The sequence below is a fragment of the Microbacterium sp. SSM24 genome, from assembly GCF_025989145.1.
Lineage (GTDB): Bacteria > Actinomycetota > Actinomycetes > Actinomycetales > Microbacteriaceae > Microbacterium.
Genome location: NZ_JAPDNQ010000001.1, coordinates 453,999 through 473,613, shown reverse-complemented (window position 1 = coordinate 473,613; position 19,615 = coordinate 453,999). Strand labels below are relative to the sequence as shown.

The following is a 19,615-nucleotide window of genomic DNA, read 5'->3' as shown; positions in this document are numbered from 1 at the left end:
CGATGCCGCGGAGCTCTCAGTGTCACGCTCGCATGCCTTGCTGTCGCCGCCCTTGTGGGGTGCGCTCCGACGGTAGCGACATCGACGCCGAGCCAGTCGTTGACGCCGGAGGCTACCACCGATCCCGCGACGGACATGACGCCATCGGGTGAGCTGACCTGCGGTCAGGTCGCCAGTCTCATCGGCATCGCTTCACGCGCGGAGTTCAACCTGGACTCCGGAGCCATCACTGCAGACGAGTACCAGGCGGTCACCAACGCCATTGGTGAGGCGTGGCAGTTCATGCCCGCTGAGCCAGGCGCGATCTACGAGGCTGCCAACGAAGTGAGGACGCTAGCCGCAGCATCGGCTGGCACGTTCGATCCACGCGACACAGCCGTTGCCGCAGCGATCTCTGGCGTGTCCGCAGCGTGCACTGCGGCCGGGGTAGAGATCGTCATCGGTGCCGGCCCAGGGCAGGGCGGGTAGCCTCACAGGTCACACGCGCACTCGCGGGGTCTCGCGAAGCAAGTGCGATCGATCTTTCCGGTCGGACGTCGGTTCCCATGCCCGCGGCCGACCGCCCCGGCGAGTGGTGGGCACCCGTTGCTGGGCGCCCACCACTCCTCGGCCACTCCCGGATATCGTTGCCGGGATGATTGGTGATGGGGCAGAGAGGGGCGGCCCCGCGTTGTGGCCACTGGCGCCACCAGTGAGCGCGAAGCCCGCGCTCCCCATTCCCTAGCCGGTGAAGAGACCCCCTGCTCGGTACCCCTCCACGCGAGATTCGAACGCTTTGCGCCTAGAGCGCTGATACGTGGTCCAAAGCTCCGGGCTGTCGGTGATGTCGCACCCGTTCGTGCGGACGCGTTCCCAGTCGGGGTCGGCGCCCGCGCGTAGGTAGGTGAGCTCGAGGATCTCCTTCACGCCCCGCTCGAGGTACGCGTAGGCGCGGTGGTCCAATTCCCCGGATCGTCGTCCGCCTCGTGGCATCCGATACTCCTCCCGCTACGGGGTTTCTCTGCACGATCCTGTCCTCACCTGGGAAACGGTCACCGCGCACCAGGTCGACGGCCGACGGTGCACGTCAACAGCCACTTCGACACCCGTCCCGAGGACATCCTCGACGACCTGCACACCGGCAACGGCATGCGCGGCAGCACAACCCTCCACGTCACGAGAGACCTCGACACGGTGCCCACCCGTCTCCGGCGGGCGCTGGCCGGGGTCGTCGGCGACGCGACCGCACACGGCCAACTGATTGCCGAGCCAATGGCGGTCGTCGCCGGACCGGCACGACGTCGCGCGGCCGAAGGGGTGTGGGAAGGGTCGATCGTGATCGACGGCGACCGATTCGCGACCGTCGACGACCATCACCTCGAGCCGTTGAATGTCGCCAAGAAGAACGCCCCGGAGCTCCGCGCCCTGCTGCAGCTGCGTGACCAAGTCAAGTCGACGCGATGATGGCCGTCCTCGCCGGGCTCGCCGTGGTGCTCGGGATCATGCTCCCGTGGCTGCTCGGGCTAGGGCTGCTCGCGGGCGCGATCGTCCTCCTCGTGCGATGAATCCGGCGCCGTCGCCCCGATTTGGCCCGGATCGGGGCATCGCGTAGACTCGTGGCAACCGAAGACCGCCGGTCATCGCCACGCGCGCAAGCGCAGGGGATCGAAGCACTGCATCGCAGGGGCCCGCGCAGGTGTCACGAATGATTCTCCCGAATCCTGCTCCGTGCGCTTGCGCCGGAGCTTTTTTCTTTGCCGTGACGAGAGCAGATGAGCCGACGTCGAGGCCGGCGCCCCGCCACCGCGGAGCGTCTCACACACACAAGGAGTGACCATGGCGCAGAAGGACGCATCGGTTGCCGAGCTCACGAAGAACTTCGAGGACTCGAACGCCGTTCTGCTGACCGAGTACCGCGGTCTGACGGTTGCCCAGCTCAAGCAGCTGCGCAACAACATCCGTCAGGACGCGGAATACGCCGTGGTGAAGAACACGCTGACCAAGATCGCCGCGAACAACGCGGGGATCACGTCGCTGGACGAGGACCTCAAGGGTCCGTCGGCCATCGCGTTCGTGCACGGCGACTTCGTCGCCACCGCGAAGGCTCTGCGTGACTTCGCCAAGGCCAACCCGCTTCTCGTGATCAAGGGCGGCGTTTTCGAGGGCAACTCCCTCACCGCCGACGAGGTCAACAAGTACGCCTCGCTCGAGAGCCGTGAGGTTCTGCTTGCGAAGGCTGCGGGCATGATGAAGGCGACGATGGGCAAGGCTGCCGCGACCATCGACGCGCTTCGCGAAAAGCTCGAGACCGCCGAGGCCGCGTAAGCGTCCGGCGATCTCTTCTCACAACCCCATCTATCTAGGAGACACATCATGGCGAAGCTCACCACTGAGGAACTGCTTCAGCAGTTCGCCGACCTGACCCTCGTCGAGCTCAGCGAGTTCGTGAAGGCGTTCGAGGAGAAGTTCGACGTCACCGCTGCTGCTCCCGTCGCCGTTGCCGGCGCCGGTGGCGCGGGTGCCGCTGCCGAGGCCGAGGAGGAGAAGGACTCGTTCGACGTCATCCTCGAGGCTGCCGGCGACAAGAAGATCCAGGTCATCAAGACGGTCCGCGAGCTCACCTCGCTGGGCCTCGGCGAGGCCAAGGCCGTCGTCGACGGTGCCCCCAAGGCCGTCCTCGAGGGCGCCAACAAGGAGGCCGCCGAGAAGGCCAAGGCCGCTCTCGAAGAGGCCGGCGCTACGGTCACCCTCAAGTAATTCCGCTAGCTCAGCTAGTACGCGAGGGCCTCGGATGCTTCGGCATCCGGGGCCCTTCGTCGTTCTCGCGCGAGAGCGTGATCAGCGGCCGACGCCGACGATCGCGGACGCCTCGTCGTCGATCGCGGCCGTCGAACTGCGCACGATGAGAGGCGATGCCTCGTAGATGCGGTGGGTCGGGGCATCCGGATCGTCCAGCTGCCACAGCAGCAGCTGCACGGCCGCGCGTCCCTGCTGGTGCGGCTTCTGCTGCAGCGTCGTGAGGGCGAACATCTCGGCGTACGCGTGGTCGTCGATGCCGACGACGCTGAGCTGGTCGGGCACGCGGATGCCGAGGCGACGGGCCGCGATGATCGCGCCGACCGCGACCTCGTCGCACACGCCGACGATCGCCGTCGGGCGCGTGCGCCGGTCGCCGAGCAGATCGACGGCCGCCCCGTATCCGCCGGGCATCGACACTTCGGAGGAGACGTGGAGAGCGGATGCCGCGAGCCCCGCGTCGCTCATCGCGGAGAGGTAGCCGTCGAGGCGCTGCTGGTCGCCGTAACTGGTGCGCCGGCCGTCGGGATCGCCGCCGACGAAGATGATCGACCGGTGCCCGAGCCCCACGAGGTGCTCGGTCGCGATGCGACCGGCGGCGCGGTCGTCGATCGAGACGGCATTCGTGCCGACGTCGTACCCGCCGACACTGACCACCGGCTTGCCGAACTCGACGAGGCGCTCGAGCTCGTGCGCACTCGGCTCGATGCCCACGGCGATCAGACCGTCGAATCGCTTGCGGGCGAGGAAGTGCTCGAACATCTCACGCCTGGCGTCCGACTCCGGGGGAGCGCTGTACAGGGCGAGGTCGTAGCGGCGCTCCAGCAGCGCGTCCTGGATGCCCTCGAGAACGTGCGCGAAGAACCAGCGGTCGAAGGTCGGCATGACGACGCCGATGGTCTGCGTGCGACCGGTCACGAGGCTGACCGCGCTCGTGGTGGGGACGTAGCCGAGAGCGGCCGCGGCATCCTGCACCTTCGCCCGCGTCCCGTCGGAGACATAGCCGGCGCCGGTCAGCGCACGGCTCGCGGTCGACTTGGACACGCCAGCGGCACGCGCGACGTCGGCGATGCCCGCCATGAGGCCTCCTCGGCAGCCCGGCGATCCACCGCATCGGTGCGATATGTGGAACCGGTTCCGGGCTCATTGTGCCGTTGTAACCCGCGGATATCCAGCCCCGTCCCCGTATTTATCGAGTTGTGATCAACCGCGATTGTGTCGAAACCGTCCATCCCCTAGCGTGAGCATGGAATCGGTTCCCTATGGTCCTGCAGCGGAGCCGGAGTCAGTCCCGCTCCGCGGAACTCAATGAGGAGGCACTAATGACTGCAATGCGATCCCGCCGGCGCATGCTGGCCGCGGTCGGAGCGACCGCCATCGCTGCGCTCGCTCTCGCGGGCTGCGCCGAGGGCGGCGGCGACGAGGGCGACGATGGAAACATCGAGGGTGAGACCGTCACGATCTACGGCGGCATCACGGGCATCGAAGCCGAGAACATGCAGAAGTCGTTCGACGCGTTCACCGAAGAGACCGGTGTCATCGTCGAGTACACGGGCGACAAGGCGTTCGAGGGCAACATCGTGACCAAGGTCCAGGGTGGCGACGCCCCCGACATCGCGATCGTCCCGCAGCCCGGTCTGCTCCGGACGCTCGTGGGCACCGGAGAGGTCCAGGAGGCCTCGTCCGAGGTCGAGGCCAACGTCGACGAGAACTGGTCGCCCGACTGGAAGTCCTACGGCACCATCGACGACGTGTTCTACGCGGCGCCGATGCTCGCGAACATCAAGGGCTACGTCTGGTACTCGCCCGCCCGCTTCGAGGAGTGGGGCGTCGAGGTCCCGACCACGTGGGACGAGCTGCTCGATGTCACGGCGACGATCGCCGAGGCGACCGGTGGCCCGTCGTGGTGCGCCGGCTTCTTCTCCGAGGCGGCATCCGGCTGGCCCGGCACCGACTGGATCGAGGACCTCGTCCTTCGCCAGTCCGGTCCCGAGGTCTACGACCAGTGGATCGCCAACGAGGTGAAGTTCACCGACCCCGAGATCGCCGATGCATTCGACGCCGTCGGAGAGATCCTGCTGAACCCCGACTGGGTCAACGCCGGGTTCGGCGACGTGGCGAGCATCAACGATGTGGCGTTCGCGGATGTCGCGGCCAAGGTGGCCGACGGCAGCTGCCCGATGACGCACCAGGCCTCGTTCCTGTCGGCCAACTTCCTCGACGTTCAGACGGCGGAGGGCGCGACGCCCAACGTCGCACCTGACGGCGACGTGTACGCGTTCGTGCTCCCGGGCTACGAGGCCGGCTCCGCCACGATCGAGGTCGGCGGCGAGTTCGTCACGCTGTTCTCCGACGACGCTGCGACGCAGGCTGTCGCGGAGTACATGTCGACCCCGGAGTGGGCTGACATCCGCGTCGGTCTCGGCGGCAACATCTCCGCCAACCTGAACGCCGACCCGAGCCTGGCTTCGAGCGAGTTCCTCACCGAGGCCATGACGCTCCTGCAGGACCCGAACACCACGGTCCGCTTCGACGCATCCGACCTCATGCCGGCCACCGTCGGCGCAGGCTCGTTCTGGCGGGGCATGGTCGACTGGGTCGACGGAAAGGACACCGCGACCGTCCTGAGCGACATCCAGGCCGGCTACGACGACTGAGTCCCGACTCAGGGGGAGGCGGGCCGCTCGTCCACGCGAGCGGCCCGCTCACCCACCGGTCGGGACACGTTCGTCCCGACCTTGATTCCATCCCAGTCCGATGAAGCACTCGGAAGGCATCCATGACCGACACGACCAAGGTGTCCGACGCGACGGAAGCCCCTCGCACCGGCACCGACTACTCCGATGAGAAGGAGGCGGGCCTCTCGAAGAGACGCCGCCTCACGATCATCGTCGCCACGATCGGGTTCATCCTCATAGCGGCGCTGTTCCTCTTCATGGTGACGCGGCCTCCGACAGAGACGCGGCCCACCAGCCTCGGCTTCTCGTTCAACAGCTTCTTCCGCTGGCTGGGCGATCTGAGCCCCTTCGTGCAGATCCCGGTCGTCCTCGTCGTGTTCTTCGCGGTGGTGGCACTGATCCTGCTCCTGATCGAGTACGCGCCGCGCAAAGGCACGTTCTACTTCTGGTTGCGGCTGGCGACGTGCTTCCTGCTCCCGGTACTCGCGTTCATGCTGCTGCGGCCCTATCAGAACGCGGTGATCTACGTCCTCGCGATCGCGGTGATCCTCGGGGCGGTGCTGTTCTGGGTGGATTACCGGGCACGCGAGGGGGCGGGCTTCCTCTACCAGCTCATCCTGTTCTCGGCGCCCGCCGCGATCCTGCTCCTGATCGGCCTGGTCTACCCGGCGATCGCCACGTTCATCCAGTCGTTCTTCGACAAGTCCGGCAAAGAGTTCGTCGGCATGGAGAACTACGTCTGGGTGTTCACGAACCCGCAGGGCTTCTGGTCGGTCATCAACTCGGTCATCTGGGTGCTCGTGGCACCGACGTTCGCGACGATCATCGGTCTTGCGTACGCGGTGTTCATCGACCGGGCACGAGGCGAGAAGGCACTGAAGATCCTCATCTTCATGCCGTTCGCGATCTCGTTCGTGGGTGCCGGCATCATCTGGGGCTTCATGTACGACTACCGGCAGGGAGAGCAGGTCGGCCTGCTCAACGCCATCGTCACGGCGTTCGGCTTCCCACCGGTCGCGTGGCTGTCGGTGACCCCGCTCGTGAACACCCTGCTCCTGCTGGCGGTGTTCATCTGGAGTCAGACCGGCCTTGCGATGGTCATTCTCTCGGCGGCGGTCAAGGCCGTGCCGACCGAGCAGATCGAAGCAGCGGCCCTGGACGGTGCGAGCGCGTGGCAGCGATTCCGCAACGTCACCGTTCCCGGCATCCGCTCGTCGATCGTCGTGGTGTTCACGACGATCGCCATCGGAGCGCTGAAGATCTACGACATCGTCGCCGTCATGACAGGCGGTCGCAACGACACAAGCGTGCTCGCGTTCGAGATGGTCAATCAGCAGCAGCGGTTCCAGAGCTACGGGCACTCCGCAGCTCTGGCGGTGGTGCTGTTCCTCTTCGTCGTCCCGTTGATCGTGTTCAACGTCGTCCAGATCAGGAAGCAGAGGGAGATCCGATGACTGTCGGAGTGGAGGTCATCGAGCCGAATCCGAATGCGCCCACGGCTCGCCAGGTCGCCCGCGAGACGGCCAAGCACGAGAAGCTCGCACAGAAGCGGCTGTCGTCGAAGGGGGCGACGATCGCGGCGATCGTGATCGCCTTCTTCTGGACGATCCCGACGTTCGGCCTGCTCGTCACGTCGTTCCGCCCGCCCGCCGACGTGCAGTCGACCGGCTGGTGGACGGTCTTCACCGACCCGGAGTTCACACTCGACAACTACAAGGCGGCCCTCACAGCCGGCGGCACGACGCTCACGCTGGCGGAGTCGTTCGTGAACTCGCTGGCCATCACGATCCCCGTGGCGTTCTTCGCGATGGCGGTCGCCTCGATGCTCGCCTACGCGTTCGCGTGGATCAACTTCAAGGGGAAGAGCGTCCTGTTCGTCGCGGTCTTCGCGCTGCAGATCGTGCCGCTCCAGATGGCGCTGGTGCCGTTGCTCAGCCTCTTCTCGCGCGGGCTCACGATCAACGGGGTGACGATCTTCCCGGGGCTCGACATGAGCGATGTCGATCGCAGCTTCGCCACGATCTGGATCGCCCACACGATCTTCGCGATCCCGCTGGCGGTGTTCCTGCTGCACAACTTCATCGCGGAGATCCCGCACGAGGTGATCGAGGCGGCGCGCGTGGACGGGGCCGGACACGGGCAGATCTTCTTCCGGATCATCATCCCGCTGGCCGCCCCCGCTCTCGCGTCGTACGCGGTGCTGCAGTTCATCTGGGTGTGGAACGACCTGCTCGTGGCGACGATCTTCGCGCCGTCGTCATCGTTGCCGATGACGCAGTCGCTGGCGTCGCTGTCGGGCACGTGGGGCAACCAGTGGTTCCTGCAGGCGGCGGGCACGTTCCTGACGATCCTCTTCCCGCTGATCGTGTTCTTCGCCCTGCAGCGGTTCTTCGTGCGAGGGCTCCTGGCCGGCGCGACGAAGGGCTGACGAGACGCGACACGGCGCGGCGCACGTCCGGGGGGCCCGGGCGCCGCGCCGTCGTCGTGTCCGCACGCCGTCGCGGGCGCCGCCCCGCGACGCCGGGCTCAGCCGCAGCCGAGGCGGGCCTGCATCGACTCCATGGCGTCGATCTCGGCCGTCTGACCGTCCTTGATGGCCTGAGCGACCTGCAGCGCGCGCGGATCGGAGCCGAGCTCGAGGAGCGCCTCCGCCATCGGGATCGCCCCCTCGTGGTGGCGGATCATGAGCTCGAGGAAGAGGCAGTCCGCCTCCTGGCCGGTCGCATCCTCGAGCGCGGCGAGCTCCTCGCCGGTCGCCATGCCCATCGCCGCGTGCGCCTCTTCTTCGGTCAGCGGCTCATCGGACGTGCCGCCGTGGGCGTGACCGTCGCCCGCCCCGCTCATCCACGACATCATCGGCTCGCCGCTCTGCGGCAGACCCCACTTCACGAGCCAGTCGTACATCTCACCGCGCTGGGCCGCCTGGCCCGTCGCGATGTCGTAGGCGAGCACGCGCAGTTCGGGGTCGTCGGTCTTGCGGTAGATCTCCATGGCCATCTGTATGGCCTGCGCGTGGTGCACCTGCATGTCGCGGGAGAATCCGGCCTCGGGCGAGGTCGTGGCGGGCGCGCTGCCCTGGCTCTGGGCGCCGAAGGTCGAGAACCTGCCGATCGCGAAAGCCAGTGCGGCGATCGCGAGGAGCACGAGCGCGACCACCCACCAGCGCCGGCCGGGCGCGGTGGGGGTCGGCTCGTCGGTCATGGCCGGATCAGCGCTTGCCGGGTGCGTCCAGCGCGCCGGTGCACGCGGCGCCGGGCTCGGGCACGTCGGCGCTGCGCCAGTACTCCTCGAAGAACTGCGAGATGCGCTCGTCGTCGGCCGAATCGACCTTGAGCTGGTGGTTCCAGTTCGTCAGGGCAATCGGCGCGTCGAGGCCTTCGTAGGGCGAGAGGACGACGTAGGTGTCGGGCAGGTGGCTCTCGAGCGTCTCGAGGTCCTCTCCCGAGATGTCGTCGGGGTTGTACGTGACCCACACGGCGCCGTGCTCCAGGGAGTGGACGGCGTTCTCGTTCGGCACCTGCTGGTCGTAGATGCCGCAGTTCAGCCACACCGCGTTGTGCGGTCCGCCGGCGGGCGGCGACTGTTCGTAGTCGACCGTGCCCTCGACGTGCTGGGTCTCGTTCTCGTACGTCTGGACGCCCTCGATCTCGACGCCCTCGCCGCCGGGCGTGTAGGCCTTCGGCGGCGCGGGTGCGAACACGATCGACGCGACGATGAGGCCGATGATGACGACGGCGGCCGTGATGCCGACCACCCACCACACGAGCTTGCTGCGGCGGCGCTTGGCCAGCTGCTTCTGGTACTCGGCCAGCTTCTCCTGGCGCTTCTGCTCGCGCTGCTGCTTGATGGTGAGGTTGATCTCGGCCTGCTTGGCGGGGTTTCCGCTCGCTCGCTTGTCGGTGGGGCTCGGGGGTGTCGGGGTCATGATCGTGATCTCGGCTCGGGCACCCGGCGTGGCGCGTCTTGCGGTCCGCGGGCAGGGGACAGGACACGACAATCCTATGCGAGCGCATGAGAGGCGGTCTGGGAAGGCGCCGACAGTACCCCACTGAACGTCGGCATCTCGACTCGCCAAGACACGCCGCGAGCGGGTGCGCGATCCCGGCGTGTCTTGGCGAGTGAGTGCTCCTGGCGTTGCGGGTGGGGCGGAAGCATCCGATACAATGAACGTCGAATCGATTCGATTTTCCCCCACAGTGCGCGCCTGAGCCGGATGACCGGCGTCGACGCCTCCCGCATCGCCGCCGAACAGAAGATCCCACGTTGCTCGACACCGCCTCCATCCCCACCCAGCGTCCCGCCGCAGGCGACACCGCTGCGCACCCGTCGTCCACGGGCGCGATCCGCACGCTCGGGCCGAACCCGGCCACCGCGCCGATCGTCCTGCACCCCGGCGACTCGATTCCGCACCGCCGCCGCGTGCTCTACATCGTGCTGCTCGGCGCGCTGACCGCGCTCGGGCCGTTCACGATCGATCTGTACCTGCCGGCGTTCCCGGTGCTGGAGTCGGAGTTCCAGACGACCGCGACCGCGATCCAGCTCACGCTCACCGGCACGATGGTCGGCTTCGCGCTCGGTCAGCTCGTCGTCGGGCCGCTGAGTGACAAGGTCGGCCGCCGGGTGCCGCTGCTGGCCGTCACCGCATTGCATGTCGTGGCGAGCGTCGCCGCCGCGCTCGCCCCCAACCTCGAACTGCTCTCGCTCGCCCGGGTGTTCATGGGCGCCGGTGCGGCCGCGGGCGGCGTGATCGCGGCGGCCGTCGTGCGCGACCTCTTCGGCGGGCGCCGCCTGGTCGTGATGCTTTCGCGCCTCGCGCTCGTGTCGGGCGTCGCCCCCGTGCTCGCGCCGCTCGTCGGGTCGGCGCTGCTGCTGGTCATGCCCTGGCGCGGCATCTTCGTCGTGCTCGGCGTCTACGGAAGCGTGATGCTCGTCGCGGCCGCGATCTTCATCCCCGAGACCCTCCCGTCCGCTCGCCGCAGCGAGAAGGGCACGACGACGGTATGGCAGCGCTATCGCAGCGTGCTGACGGACCGCGTCTTCGTCGGCGTGCTCATCATCGGCGGCATGACCTTCAGCGGCCTGTTCTCGTACCTGTCGGCGTCGTCGTTCCTGTTCCAGCAGACCTACGGCTTCGACCCGCAGCAGTACGGCCTGCTCTTCGCCGCCAACTCGCTCGGCGTCGTGCTCGGCGTGCAGGTCGCCGCGCGGCTGGCCGCGCGCTACGGGCCCCAGTGGGTGATGGCCTGGTCGACCGCGGTGCTCGTCGTGGCAGCATCCGCCATCATCGTCACCGACCAGCTCGGACTCGGACTCTGGGGCACCATCGTGCCGCTCTTCGTCTTCATGACCGCGTGCGGGTTCACGTTCCCGTGCGTGCAGGTGCTCGCGCTCGACCGGCACGGAAAGGCCGCGGGGACCGCGCAGTCGATCATCGGGGCGTCGAACTTCGGCGTCGCGGGGATCATCACGCCGCTCGTCGGATGGATCTCCGCCGGATCCGGTATCACCGCGACCACGATGGCGGTCGTCATGGCCGGCTGCGCCGTGATCGGCGTGCTGTCCCTGTGGCTCATCGTGCGCCCGCGCACGGTCGAGCGACTCGCGCCCTGACTCAGTCGGGCCGTTTCACGGGCTGCAGCACGAAGATGCGAGCCGTCCGGCCGGAGTCGCGCTCGTACTCCCGGTAGTCGGGCCATTGCGCCTCCATGATCGCCCACGCGGCCTCGCGCTCGTCGTCCGGCACCGGGATCGCGCGCACCGCCATACGGCGCCCGCGCACGGTGATCTCGGCATCCGGATGTGCGAGCAGGTTGGCCGTCCACGCCGGATGCCGCGCCCCGGCCCAGTTCGTGCCGGCGACGAGGGCACGGCCCCGGCCGTCGGCCGTGTACATCAGCGGGGCGTCGCGCGGTACGCCGGACTTGGCGCCGACCGTGTGGAGCACGAGCGACGGCACGAGGAAGGCGGTCAGCTGCGCGCGGCCGCCGGTGATCCGCGACAGGAATCGTTCGACCGGCGGGAGCCCGGTCCGCGCGAACCACCGGAACCAGGACGTGCGCGTGACCGGCGCGATCACGGCGCGCACCACGTCGACGACGCTCATCGGCTCACTTCCCGCGCCCGCACCGGCTGCAGCCGGAACAGCCGCACCGTGCGTCCGGACTGCCGCTCGTAGTTGCGGTACCCCGGCCACTGCCGCTCGATGCGCGCCCAGACGGCGTCGCGCTCGTCGTCAGGGACCGGGCTCGCCCGGACGGGCATGCGCACACCCCGCACGGTGATCTCGGCATCCGGATGCGCGAGCAGGTTGGCCGTCCATGCCGGATGCCGCGCCCCGGCGAAGTTCGTCCCCGCGACGATCGCGCGTCCCCGACCGTCGGGGCAGTACATGAGCGGCGCATCGCGCGGTTCGCCGGACTTCGCGCCGAGCGTGTGCAGCACGAGCGACGGCACCAGCAGCCCGCTCACCTGGACGCGACCGTGAGACAGCCACGTGACGACCCGCTCGAGCGGGGGCAGCAGGAGCGGCCCGAGAAAGCGCCGGAACACGCGCGTGCGGGTCAACGGCGCGATCACGGCGCGGACGGCATCGGTGACGCTGCTCATTCCGACATCATGCCCTCGATGTGCGGGCGCGCGTGACGATCCGGCCCGTTCTCGCCCACAGCCGTGCACAATAGGGCGATGAGCGACGAGCGGAAGCCGGGACGGGGCCCCGCGATCGGCTACCTCGTGACCGGCCTCGTGCTGGTCGCCCTGTCCTGCGGGCTCGGCTTCTGGATCTTCACGCGCGGCGAGACGCCGTTCGCGATCGACACCTGGTGGAACGCGCTCGTCGCCGAGTGGTACTCGCCGGTCCTCACCGGGTTCTCCCGCGTCATGAACTGGCTCGGCGGAGGCTGGTTCGGGGTGCTCGCCGTGCCCATCGGCGGCGCCGTCGCGCTGATCGTCGTTCGGCGGCCGTGGGCAGCGGCGTACTTCCTCGCCGCGGAGGCGGTGTCGGCCGGCGGCGTGCAGGCGCTCAAGCATCTCTTCGGCCGGGTCCGCCCCGAGGACATCATCGTCGTGACCGACCACGGTTCATACCCGTCGGGGCATGTGGCCAATGCCACGACGCTCGCCGTGGCCCTCTTCGTCATCTTCCCGCGCGTGTGGGTGGCCGTCGTCGGCGCCGTCTGGGTGGTGCTCATGGCGTTCAGCCGCACGTACCTCCACGCCCACTGGCTGAGCGACACCGTCGGCGGAGCGCTGCTCGGAGCGGGCGCGGCACTGCTGGTGGCGGCGGCCTTCGCCGTGCCGATGGCGCGCGAGAAGGCCCGTGCGGTCGAGAAAGCGGCCTCGCTAGGCTGAGCGGCATGACCGCGCCCGAGACGCCCGATCCCGCCGTCGCAGCAGCCGAGGCGGAACTCGCCCGGCTCACCGCCGAGGCGGAGGCCGCCGAAGCACAGCTCAAAGCCGCACAGGCGAAGGCCGCGCTCGCTGCCGCGCAGGCCGAGGCCGCGAAGGCAAAGGCTGCCGCGGGATCGCCGGATGCCGCACCCGCCGAGGTCGTGCCCGAAGCGGCCACCCCCGCCGAAGCGCCGGCCGCCACGGCGCAGCCCGCTCCCTCGACGACGCACGAGGGCCCGCTCACCGCGGCCGACATCGACAGGATCACCGCGGGGTACAGCTTCGAGGGTGCCACCCTCGATCTCGGCGCGGTGGTCAACGGCGATCCAGTGCCTGCCGCGCAGGTGCGCATCCCTCTCGGCATGATGAACCGGCACGGGCTCGTCGCCGGCGCGACCGGCACGGGCAAGACGCGCACCCTGCAGGGCCTCGCCGAGCAGCTCGCCGCGAAGGGCGTGCCGGTGTTCGCGGCCGACATCAAGGGCGACCTGTCGGGCGTCGCAACGCCGGGTGAGCCGAGCGAGAAGCTGCTCGCGCGCACGCAGGCGATCGGGCAGGACTGGAAGCCCGAGGCGTCGGCCACCGAGTACTTCGCACTCGGGGGCATCGGCAAGGGCGTACCCGTGCGGGCGACGGTCTCGGGGTTCGGCCCGCTCCTGCTGAGCAAGGTGCTCGGGCTCAACGACACGCAGGAGTCGAGTCTCGGCCTGGTGTTCCACTACGCCGATCAGCAGGGTCTTGCGCTGGTCGACCTTTCGGACCTGCGCGCCGTGCTGACGTATCTGACCGGCGAGGAGGGCAAGGCAGAGCTCAAGGAGCTCGGCGGGCTCTCGGCCGCGACCGCCGGAGTGATCCTGCGCGAGCTGATCACGTTCGCCGACGACGGAGCGGACGTGTTCTTCGGCGAGCCGGAGTTCGAGGTCACCGACTTCCTGCGCGTGGCTGCCGATGGTCGCGGGGTGATCAGCCTCCTCGAGGTGCCCGGCGTCGTCGACAAGCCGGCGCTGTTCTCGACCTTCCTGATGTACCTCCTCGCGGAGCTGTTCGAGATCCTCCCCGAGGTCGGCGACCTCGACAAGCCGAAGCTCGTGTTCTTCTTCGACGAGGCGCATCTGCTCTTCAAGGACGCCTCCAAGGACTTCCTGTCGGCCATCGTGCAGACGGTGCGGCTCATCCGCTCGAAGGGCGTGGGCGTGTTCTTCGTGACGCAGACGCCGAAGGACGTGCCGTCCGACGTGCTCGCGCAGCTCGGTTCGCGCGTGCAGCACGCGCTGCGCGCGTTCACGCCCGATGACGCGAAGGCGCTGCGCGCGACCGTTGGCACGTACCCGAAGTCCGGCTACGACCTCGAGCGCACGCTGCAGGAGCTGGGCACCGGCGAGGCGATCGTCACCGTGATGAGCGAGAAGGGAGCGCCGACCCCCGTCGCGTGGACGCGCCTGCGCGCGCCGCAGGGCCTCATGTCGCCGACGCCCGACCCGGCGATCGACGCCGCCGTGAAGGCATCCCCGCTCCTGGCGAAGTACGGGACGGCGATCGACCGCGAGTCCGCGCGCGAGATCCTCACGGCGAAGATGAAGGCGGCCGACGACGCGGCGGCGGCGGAAGAGGCGGCGCTCGCGAAAGCGAAGGCCGACGCCGAGTTCGCGAAGCAGCGGGCCGCGATCGACAAGGCGCAGGCCGCGGCCGACAAGAAGGCTCAGCAGGAGTACGAGCGGCTGCTCAAGAAGACGCAGGGAACCACCCGCACGTCGCGCAGCGCACAGAAGTCGCCGATCGAGCAGATCCTCAACTCGAAGTCGACCCAGACGATCCTCGGCGGTGTCATCCGCGGGATCTTCGGCACCGGTCGCCGCTGAGCGACGGCCCGGGCTCGGCGGGCGATCTCTAGGCTGGGGGCATGACCCGCGCTGCCGTCATCACCGTCTCGGACCGATCGTCCCGGGGTGAGCGTCCCGACGAGAGCGGCCCCGTCGCGGTGGCGGCGCTGCGCGAGGCGGGCTTCGAGTGCTCCGATGCGGTCGTGGTGCCCGATGGCGCCGAAAGCGTCGAGCGCGCGCTCAACGCCGAGATCCTCGCGGGGGTGAAGCTCATCGTGACGACCGGCGGAACGGGTGTCGCGCCGCGGGACGAGACCCCCGAGGGCACGCTGCGGGTGATCACGCGACAGGTCCCCGGCATCGCCGAGGAGCTCCGCCGTCGCGGCGCCGCAGAGAAGCCCGCCGGAATGCTCACGCGCGGGATCGCGGGCGTCGCCGATCCTCACGGCGTGCTGATCCTGAACCTCCCCGGCTCTCCGCGCGGTGTCGCGTCGGGGATGCCGGTGCTGCTGTCGGTCGCCGGGCACGTGCTCGACCAGCTCGGCGGGGGCGACCACTGATGCCGGTGCGTCTCGCGGCGATCAGCGCCGAGCCCCTCGATCTCGACGCGCACCTGGCCGCCGTCGACGACGCGGCGGCGGGCGCGGTGACGACCTTCGTCGGGCGCGTTCGGGATCACGATCCGGATGCCGCGACCCCGGTGGTCGCGCTCGAGTACTCCGCGCATCCCGACGCCGAGGCGGCGCTGCGCCGTATCGCCGAGGACGCGGTGGGCGGCACGGGTGCCCTGGTGGCCGTGTCGCACCGCGTGGGTCGGCTCGAGGTCGGAGACGCCGCCGTGGTCATCGCGGTGGCGGCGGCGCACCGGGCGGAGGCGTTCGAGGTGTGCCGCGCCGTCATCGAGACGATCAAGACCGGACTGCCGGTGTGGAAGCGTCAGGTCGAGTCCGACGGAACGGCCACCTGGCTCGGCCTCGGCGGCTGACCCTCAGCCCCCGGCGAAGGGCGGCAGCACGTCGACGAGGTCGTCGGCGTCCAGAGCGGTGTCGTCGCCGACGCGCGAGCCTCCGACGAGCACGGCGCAGCGGGGCAGGATGCCGCCGAGACCGGGATACTCGGTCGCGACCGCGCGGCGCAGCTCGCCGAGGGTCGTCTCGGTGCGCCGCTCGGTGTCTCGCCCGGCGGCGTCCTGGGCGGCGGCGAAGTAGCGGACGACCGCCACTACGCGTCCCACGTCTCGGCGAGCGCCGCCACCGCGGCCAGCGCTGCGCGCACCTCGGCGGGGTCGGTGCCAGCGCGCCCGGCGACGAGTCCGGCGACGAACGCGCCGAGCGGGGCTGCGGGCCGCGCGACCCCGTTCGCGACGTCACGGGTCAGGTCGAGCACCGCGGCGACGGGGACGTCGGCTTCCGCGAGCGCGAACCGCTCGCGCAGCGCCGCAGCCCACGCGTCGAGCGCCTCGGGGGGAAGGGTGCGGGACGGATCGCTCATGACGCCTCCTCGTGCGCGGCGCGGGCCCGCGCCTCCTCCAGATCCTCCCACGTGTCCACGTCGCGCGTGAGCTCGGCGGGGGCCGCGACGACCGCGATCGCCAGGTCGGCGAGGAGGGCGCGGGCCGACGCATCGCGCCCGCGGTCGGGGAGAGCGGATGCCGCCTCCCGCAGTGCGCGCGTGCGGTAGACGCCTGTCAGCCATTGCGGTCGGCTCGTCGCGTCGCCGAGGCACAGGCCGTCGGTGTCGTTCGGCAGCAGCGGCAGGCCGCCGAGGGCGCGCCTGACGGCCGCGCCGGCGCCGGGCAGGTCGCACGCCAGGAGGAGTGTCCACTCCGGATCGGCGTCGCGCGGCCAGGCGTCGAGCGCCGCGACGACGGCGGCCGCGGGTCCGCCGAACGGCGGGTCCTCTCGCACCCACTCGACGGGGAGCGCGGGGTCGAGGACCGGTGCCACCACGGTGAGCGGGCGGGCTCCGGCATCCGTCGCCGCCTTCACGGCCGTGGCGAGCAGGGTCGTGCCGCCCACGTCGAACAGGGGCTTCGCTGCGCCGTCCACGCGCGAGGCGCGACCGCCGGCGAGCAGGATCGCACCCAGGTCGGTCATGCCGTCACGCCTCGTCGGCGCGAACCCAGTCGCCGCTCTTGCCGCCGGCCTTCGCGACGATGCGCACGCGCTCGATCGAGGTGGCCTTGTCGAGCGCCTTCACCATGTCGACCACGGCGAGGGCCGCGACCGAGACGGCGGTCAGCGCCTCCATCTCGACGCCGGTGCGGTCGGCCGTGCGCACCGTCGCCTCGACGGCGACGCCGTCGTCCTCGATCGCCAGGTCGACGACCGCGCCGTGCACGCCGATGACGTGCGCCAGCGGCAGGAGGTCCGGGGTGCGCTTGGCCGCCTGGATGCCGGCGATCCGCGCCACCGCGAGCACGTCGCCCTTCGGCACGGTGCCGTCCCGAAGGGCTGAGACGACCTCGGGGGAGCACCGCACGAATCCGCGCGCCGTCGCCGATCGGACGGTCGGCTGCTTCTGCGTGACATCCACCATGCGCGCGTGGCCGGAGTCGTCGAGGTGCGTGAAGCTCATGTGATCAGCATGACATCGACCGCGTCGCCCGCCTCGACCGCTGCGACGTCGTCCGGCACGATCGCGTACGCCTCGGCGCGGCCGAGCCCGCCCGCGAGATGCGAGCCGCCGCCCGTGGCGGGAACCGCGCGCCAGGCCGACGGGTCGGTGCGGTCGATCGTGACGGGCAGGTACTGAGTGCGGCCCGGCGGGGTGCGCCAGCCCGTCGCGGCAGGCAGACGCAGCACGGGACGCGACAGTGCGGTGCGGCCCTGCATCTGCAGCAGCGCCGGGCGCGCGAACACCTCGAACGAGACGGCCGCGCTCACCGGGTTGCCCGGCAGTCCGAACAGGAGGGTGCCGCCGGGGGTGCGGCCGAAGCCCTGCGGCTTGCCGGGCTGCATGCGCAGCTTAGGGAAGGCCATGACGTCGCCGAGCGTGCCCTTGACGACCTCGTAGGCACCCGCGCTCACCCCGCCGGAGAACACCACGACGTCGGCGCCGAGCAGCTCCGCGGCCGCCACGGCCTCGCGCGGGCCATCGCCGTCGTCGCTGACGCTCAGGCGCAGAACGACCTCTGCTCCGGCCTCCGCCGCCAGACCGGCGAGGAGCTCGCCGTTGGATTCGGGGATCTGGCCGCGCTCCAGTGGCGTGCCGGGCGCGACGAGCTCCGACCCCGTGGAGACGACGGCGACCCGCGGCATCCGGCTCACGACGACCTCGGCGACGCCGGCGGCAGCCGCCGCGGCGAGCTGGAGGGGGCCGAGGAGCGTGCCCGCGGGCAGCAGTTCGTCGCCCGCGCGGGCGTCGTCGGCCCGCCGGCGCACGTGGACGCCGGCGCCGCGCGGGGCGCGCAGCACCCGGATGCTCCCGAGCGAGTCCGCGAGGCCGCCTGCGGTGTCCTCGAACGGGACGATCGCCGTCGCGTCGGACGGGACGGGGGAGCCCGTCATGATGCGGGCCGCCTCGCCCGGACGGAGGGCGGGGTCGAGCGCCGTCCCCGCGGGCAGGTCCGCGACTACCCGCAGCGTCACCGGGGCGTCGGCCGCGGCATCCGCCACGTCGGCGAAGCGCACCGCGAAGCCGTCCATCGCGGAATTGTCGAAGACGGGGATGTCGACGGCCGCCCGCACGGGTTCACGGAGCGTGCGCCCGCGCGCCGCGGCGACCGGCACGGTCACGGCGTCGACGAGCGTCGTCGCGGCCAGCACCGCCGCGAGGTGGTCCTCGATCGAGACGAGGCCGTCGGTCGTCACGCGTGCGACCGCTCACGCAGCGCCGAGGCCCATGCGTCCATGCCTCCGGCGAGGACGGATGCCTCGATCCCCGCGCTGCGCAGGGCCCTGGCCGCACGCTCCGCGCGCACGCCGACCTTGCAGACCACGACGACCGGGCCGTCGCCGGCGAGGGCCGGTTCTGCGAGCAGCCGTGCGAGCGGGACTTCGATCGCGCCCGGCAGGACTCCGGTCGCGGTCTCGTGCGGTTCCCGCACGTCGAGGAGGGTGGCACCGGCGGCCTGCGCGGCGATCGCGGCGTCGAGGTCGACCTGCGGCACGGGATCCGTGCCGGTCGCGATGGGGGTCGAGGCGCGGGCCGGGCGCAGCGGGATCTCATCGGTGCGCCCGCGCAGGGCGTCGATCACGATGACCCGGCCGAGGAGCGGCTCGCCGACACCGGTGACGAGCTTGACCGTCTCGGTCGCGAGCAGTGCGCCGACCTGCAGACAGAGGGGTCCGAGCACGCCGACCTGTTCGCACGACGGCACGTCACCGACGGACTCGGGCGGGTAGAGGTCCGACAGCCGTATCGCCGGGTACCCCTGCGGGGGCGCCGACCAGAACACGGTCGCCTGCGCGTGGAACTCCTGCACGACGCCCCACACGAGCGGCACGCCCAGCCGCTCGCAGGCCGCGGCGACCGCGGCGCGCGTCTCGAACGTGTCGGTGCCGTCGACCACGACGTGCGCGCCCGACAGCAGCGCGGTCGCGTTGCCGCGCGTGAGCCGCGCGCGGACGGTGTGGACGACGGTCCGCGGGGCGAGATCTTCGGCGACGCGGCGAGCGGAGTCCACCTTGGGCCGCCCGACATCGGCGACGCGGTGCATCACCTGGCGCTGGAGATTGGATGCCTCGACCTCGTCGTCGTCGATCACCGTGAGCGTGCCGACGCCGGCGGCGGCGAGGGCCAGCACGGTCGGGGAGCCTAGTCCGCCGGCCCCCACGATCGCGACGTGGGCGGCGGCGAGCCGGCGCTGCGCCGTCTCGCCGAAACCGGCGAGGCTCGCGTGGCGGGCCGTACGCGCGACCTCGTCGTCGGCGAGGGCCGCGACGGGCTCGACGAGCGGCGGAATCGGCATGGGTCCAGGGTATTGCGCGGACGGAGGGTCGGGATCGATGC

General features: G+C 70.4%; 23 protein-coding genes. 12 read left to right on the top strand and 11 right to left on the bottom strand.

Annotation, left to right across the window (positions count from 1 at the left end; genetic code table 11):
* Positions 1 to 99 precede the first annotated feature (99 nt).
* From OL358_RS02295 to rplL, 4 genes are all read left to right on the top strand, one after another.
* Complete coding sequence (locus OL358_RS02295) at positions 100 to 468, top strand: hypothetical protein (RefSeq protein WP_264708321.1); 369 nt, start codon at positions 100 to 102, stop codon at positions 466 to 468.
* Positions 469 to 1,059: 591 nt separating this feature from the next.
* The gene (locus OL358_RS02290; protein WP_264708320.1) at positions 1,060 to 1,443 is read left to right on the top strand and encodes a hypothetical protein; all 384 of its coding nucleotides are present in this window, start codon (positions 1,060 to 1,062) and stop codon (positions 1,441 to 1,443) included.
* Between the two features lie 372 nt (positions 1,444 to 1,815).
* Complete coding sequence (gene rplJ / locus OL358_RS02285; protein WP_264708319.1) at positions 1,816 to 2,304, top strand: 50S ribosomal protein L10; 489 nt, start codon at positions 1,816 to 1,818, stop codon at positions 2,302 to 2,304.
* 48 nt (positions 2,305 to 2,352) lie between these two features.
* Positions 2,353 to 2,736, top strand: coding sequence for a 50S ribosomal protein L7/L12 (gene rplL / locus OL358_RS02280; protein ID WP_263797916.1), 384 nt, complete (start codon positions 2,353 to 2,355; stop codon positions 2,734 to 2,736).
* A gap of 81 nt (positions 2,737 to 2,817) precedes the next feature.
* On the opposite strand, the gene OL358_RS02275 is transcribed toward rplL, so the two are convergent.
* Complete coding sequence (locus OL358_RS02275; protein WP_264708317.1) at positions 2,818 to 3,855, bottom strand: LacI family DNA-binding transcriptional regulator; 1,038 nt, start codon at positions 3,853 to 3,855, stop codon at positions 2,818 to 2,820.
* 242 nt (positions 3,856 to 4,097) lie between these two features.
* Between OL358_RS02275 and OL358_RS02270 the strand changes: the two genes are divergently transcribed.
* The 3 genes from OL358_RS02270 to OL358_RS02260 all read left to right on the top strand — a co-directional run bounded on the left by OL358_RS02270 (position 4,098) and on the right by OL358_RS02260 (position 7,881).
* On the top strand, positions 4,098 to 5,432 hold the full coding sequence (locus OL358_RS02270; protein WP_264708316.1) for an ABC transporter substrate-binding protein: 1,335 nt from the start codon (positions 4,098 to 4,100) through the stop codon (positions 5,430 to 5,432).
* Positions 5,433 to 5,554: 122 nt separating this feature from the next.
* Positions 5,555 to 6,907: a carbohydrate ABC transporter permease gene (locus tag OL358_RS02265; protein WP_413631331.1), complete on the top strand. Its 1,353-nt coding sequence runs from the start codon at positions 5,555 to 5,557 to the stop codon at positions 6,905 to 6,907.
* Positions 6,904 to 7,881 carry a carbohydrate ABC transporter permease gene (locus OL358_RS02260; protein ID WP_264708315.1) on the top strand — a complete coding sequence of 326 codons (978 nt, stop codon included), beginning with the start codon at positions 6,904 to 6,906 and terminating at the stop codon, positions 7,879 to 7,881. Before OL358_RS02265 ends, OL358_RS02260 begins: the two co-directional genes overlap by 4 nt.
* A gap of 98 nt (positions 7,882 to 7,979) precedes the next feature.
* Here OL358_RS02260 and OL358_RS02255 read toward each other — a convergent pair whose 3' ends face one another.
* Together OL358_RS02255 and OL358_RS02250 are read right to left on the bottom strand one after the other, a co-directional pair.
* Positions 7,980 to 8,654, bottom strand: coding sequence for a DUF305 domain-containing protein (locus tag OL358_RS02255; protein ID WP_264708314.1), 675 nt, complete (start codon positions 8,652 to 8,654; stop codon positions 7,980 to 7,982).
* A 7-nt stretch (positions 8,655 to 8,661) separates the two neighbouring features.
* Positions 8,662 to 9,378, bottom strand: a complete 717-nt coding sequence (locus tag OL358_RS02250) for a DUF3105 domain-containing protein (RefSeq protein ID WP_264708313.1) — start codon at positions 9,376 to 9,378, stop codon at positions 8,662 to 8,664.
* A 338-nt stretch (positions 9,379 to 9,716) separates the two neighbouring features.
* Between OL358_RS02250 and OL358_RS02245 the strand changes: the two genes are divergently transcribed.
* Positions 9,717 to 11,063 carry a multidrug effflux MFS transporter gene (locus tag OL358_RS02245; protein WP_264708312.1) on the top strand — a complete coding sequence of 449 codons (1,347 nt, stop codon included), beginning with the start codon at positions 9,717 to 9,719 and terminating at the stop codon, positions 11,061 to 11,063.
* A 1-nt stretch (position 11,064) separates the two neighbouring features.
* On the opposite strand, the gene OL358_RS02240 is transcribed toward OL358_RS02245, so the two are convergent.
* Both OL358_RS02240 and OL358_RS02235 read right to left on the bottom strand, forming a co-directional pair.
* A complete protein-coding gene (locus tag OL358_RS02240) occupies positions 11,065 to 11,556 on the bottom strand; it encodes a nitroreductase family deazaflavin-dependent oxidoreductase (RefSeq protein ID WP_264708311.1) in 492 nt (163 codons plus the stop codon).
* Positions 11,553 to 12,059 (bottom strand): nitroreductase family deazaflavin-dependent oxidoreductase, encoded by a 507-nt coding sequence (locus OL358_RS02235; RefSeq protein ID WP_264708310.1) that lies wholly within the window; start codon positions 12,057 to 12,059, stop codon positions 11,553 to 11,555. The genes OL358_RS02240 and OL358_RS02235 overlap by 4 nt, the downstream gene beginning before the upstream one ends.
* A gap of 78 nt (positions 12,060 to 12,137) precedes the next feature.
* Between OL358_RS02235 and OL358_RS02230 the strand changes: the two genes are divergently transcribed.
* From OL358_RS02230 to OL358_RS02215, 4 genes are read left to right on the top strand one after another with little or no spacing between them, the layout of a single operon-like run.
* Entirely contained in the window at positions 12,138 to 12,803 is a 666-nt protein-coding gene (locus tag OL358_RS02230) for a phosphatase PAP2 family protein (protein ID WP_264708309.1), read from the top strand.
* A 5-nt stretch (positions 12,804 to 12,808) separates the two neighbouring features.
* Entirely contained in the window at positions 12,809 to 14,701 is a 1,893-nt protein-coding gene (locus tag OL358_RS02225; protein ID WP_264708308.1) for a DUF853 domain-containing protein, read from the top strand.
* A gap of 41 nt (positions 14,702 to 14,742) precedes the next feature.
* Entirely contained in the window at positions 14,743 to 15,222 is a 480-nt protein-coding gene (locus OL358_RS02220; protein WP_264708307.1) for a molybdenum cofactor biosynthesis protein B, read from the top strand.
* Positions 15,222 to 15,647, top strand: coding sequence for a molybdenum cofactor biosynthesis protein MoaE (locus tag OL358_RS02215; RefSeq protein ID WP_264708306.1), 426 nt, complete (start codon positions 15,222 to 15,224; stop codon positions 15,645 to 15,647). The genes OL358_RS02220 and OL358_RS02215 overlap by 1 nt, the downstream gene beginning before the upstream one ends.
* 3 nt (positions 15,648 to 15,650) lie before the next feature.
* Here the strand turns inward: OL358_RS02215 and OL358_RS02210 are convergent, their stop codons facing one another.
* From OL358_RS02210 to OL358_RS02185, 6 genes are read right to left on the bottom strand one after another with little or no spacing between them, the layout of a single operon-like run.
* Positions 15,651 to 15,884, bottom strand: a complete 234-nt coding sequence (locus OL358_RS02210) for a MoaD/ThiS family protein (protein ID WP_264708305.1) — start codon at positions 15,882 to 15,884, stop codon at positions 15,651 to 15,653.
* Positions 15,884 to 16,153 (bottom strand): DUF6457 domain-containing protein, encoded by a 270-nt coding sequence (locus OL358_RS02205; RefSeq protein ID WP_264708304.1) that lies wholly within the window; start codon positions 16,151 to 16,153, stop codon positions 15,884 to 15,886. Before OL358_RS02205 ends, OL358_RS02210 begins: the two co-directional genes overlap by 1 nt.
* Positions 16,150 to 16,758 carry a molybdenum cofactor guanylyltransferase gene (locus OL358_RS02200; protein ID WP_264708303.1) on the bottom strand — a complete coding sequence of 203 codons (609 nt, stop codon included), beginning with the start codon at positions 16,756 to 16,758 and terminating at the stop codon, positions 16,150 to 16,152. Before OL358_RS02200 ends, OL358_RS02205 begins: the two co-directional genes overlap by 4 nt.
* A 4-nt stretch (positions 16,759 to 16,762) precedes the next feature.
* Positions 16,763 to 17,239 (bottom strand): cyclic pyranopterin monophosphate synthase MoaC, encoded by a 477-nt coding sequence (gene moaC, locus OL358_RS02195; protein WP_264708302.1) that lies wholly within the window; start codon positions 17,237 to 17,239, stop codon positions 16,763 to 16,765.
* Positions 17,236 to 18,474 (bottom strand): gephyrin-like molybdotransferase Glp, encoded by a 1,239-nt coding sequence (gene glp / locus OL358_RS02190; RefSeq protein ID WP_264708301.1) that lies wholly within the window; start codon positions 18,472 to 18,474, stop codon positions 17,236 to 17,238. Before glp ends, moaC begins: the two co-directional genes overlap by 4 nt.
* Positions 18,471 to 19,574, bottom strand: a complete 1,104-nt coding sequence (locus OL358_RS02185) for a HesA/MoeB/ThiF family protein (protein ID WP_264708300.1) — start codon at positions 19,572 to 19,574, stop codon at positions 18,471 to 18,473. Before OL358_RS02185 ends, glp begins: the two co-directional genes overlap by 4 nt.
* Positions 19,575 to 19,615: the final 41 nt, after the last annotated feature.

Coding starts and splice junctions, on each gene's coding strand:
- rplJ (WP_264708319.1), top strand. CDS start 1,816: ATGGCGCAGAAGGACGCATCGGTTGCCGAGCTCACGAAGAACTTCGAG.
- rplL (WP_263797916.1), top strand. CDS start 2,353: ATGGCGAAGCTCACCACTGAGGAACTGCTTCAGCAGTTCGCCGACCTG.
- OL358_RS02275 (WP_264708317.1), bottom strand. CDS start 3,855: ATGGCGGGCATCGCCGACGTCGCGCGTGCCGCTGGCGTGTCCAAGTCG.
- OL358_RS02270 (WP_264708316.1), top strand. CDS start 4,098: ATGACTGCAATGCGATCCCGCCGGCGCATGCTGGCCGCGGTCGGAGCG.
- OL358_RS02265 (WP_413631331.1), top strand. CDS start 5,555: ATGACCGACACGACCAAGGTGTCCGACGCGACGGAAGCCCCTCGCACC.
- OL358_RS02260 (WP_264708315.1), top strand. CDS start 6,904: ATGACTGTCGGAGTGGAGGTCATCGAGCCGAATCCGAATGCGCCCACG.
- OL358_RS02255 (WP_264708314.1), bottom strand. CDS start 8,654: ATGACCGACGAGCCGACCCCCACCGCGCCCGGCCGGCGCTGGTGGGTG.
- OL358_RS02250 (WP_264708313.1), bottom strand. CDS start 9,378: ATGACCCCGACACCCCCGAGCCCCACCGACAAGCGAGCGAGCGGAAAC.
- OL358_RS02240 (WP_264708311.1), bottom strand. CDS start 11,556: ATGAGCGTCGTCGACGTGGTGCGCGCCGTGATCGCGCCGGTCACGCGC.
- OL358_RS02235 (WP_264708310.1), bottom strand. CDS start 12,059: ATGAGCAGCGTCACCGATGCCGTCCGCGCCGTGATCGCGCCGTTGACC.
- OL358_RS02230 (WP_264708309.1), top strand. CDS start 12,138: ATGAGCGACGAGCGGAAGCCGGGACGGGGCCCCGCGATCGGCTACCTC.
- OL358_RS02225 (WP_264708308.1), top strand. CDS start 12,809: ATGACCGCGCCCGAGACGCCCGATCCCGCCGTCGCAGCAGCCGAGGCG.
- OL358_RS02220 (WP_264708307.1), top strand. CDS start 14,743: ATGACCCGCGCTGCCGTCATCACCGTCTCGGACCGATCGTCCCGGGGT.
- OL358_RS02215 (WP_264708306.1), top strand. CDS start 15,222: ATGCCGGTGCGTCTCGCGGCGATCAGCGCCGAGCCCCTCGATCTCGAC.
- OL358_RS02205 (WP_264708304.1), bottom strand. CDS start 16,153: ATGAGCGATCCGTCCCGCACCCTTCCCCCCGAGGCGCTCGACGCGTGG.
- OL358_RS02200 (WP_264708303.1), bottom strand. CDS start 16,758: ATGACCGACCTGGGTGCGATCCTGCTCGCCGGCGGTCGCGCCTCGCGC.
- moaC (WP_264708302.1), bottom strand. CDS start 17,239: ATGAGCTTCACGCACCTCGACGACTCCGGCCACGCGCGCATGGTGGAT.
- OL358_RS02185 (WP_264708300.1), bottom strand. CDS start 19,574: ATGCCGATTCCGCCGCTCGTCGAGCCCGTCGCGGCCCTCGCCGACGAC.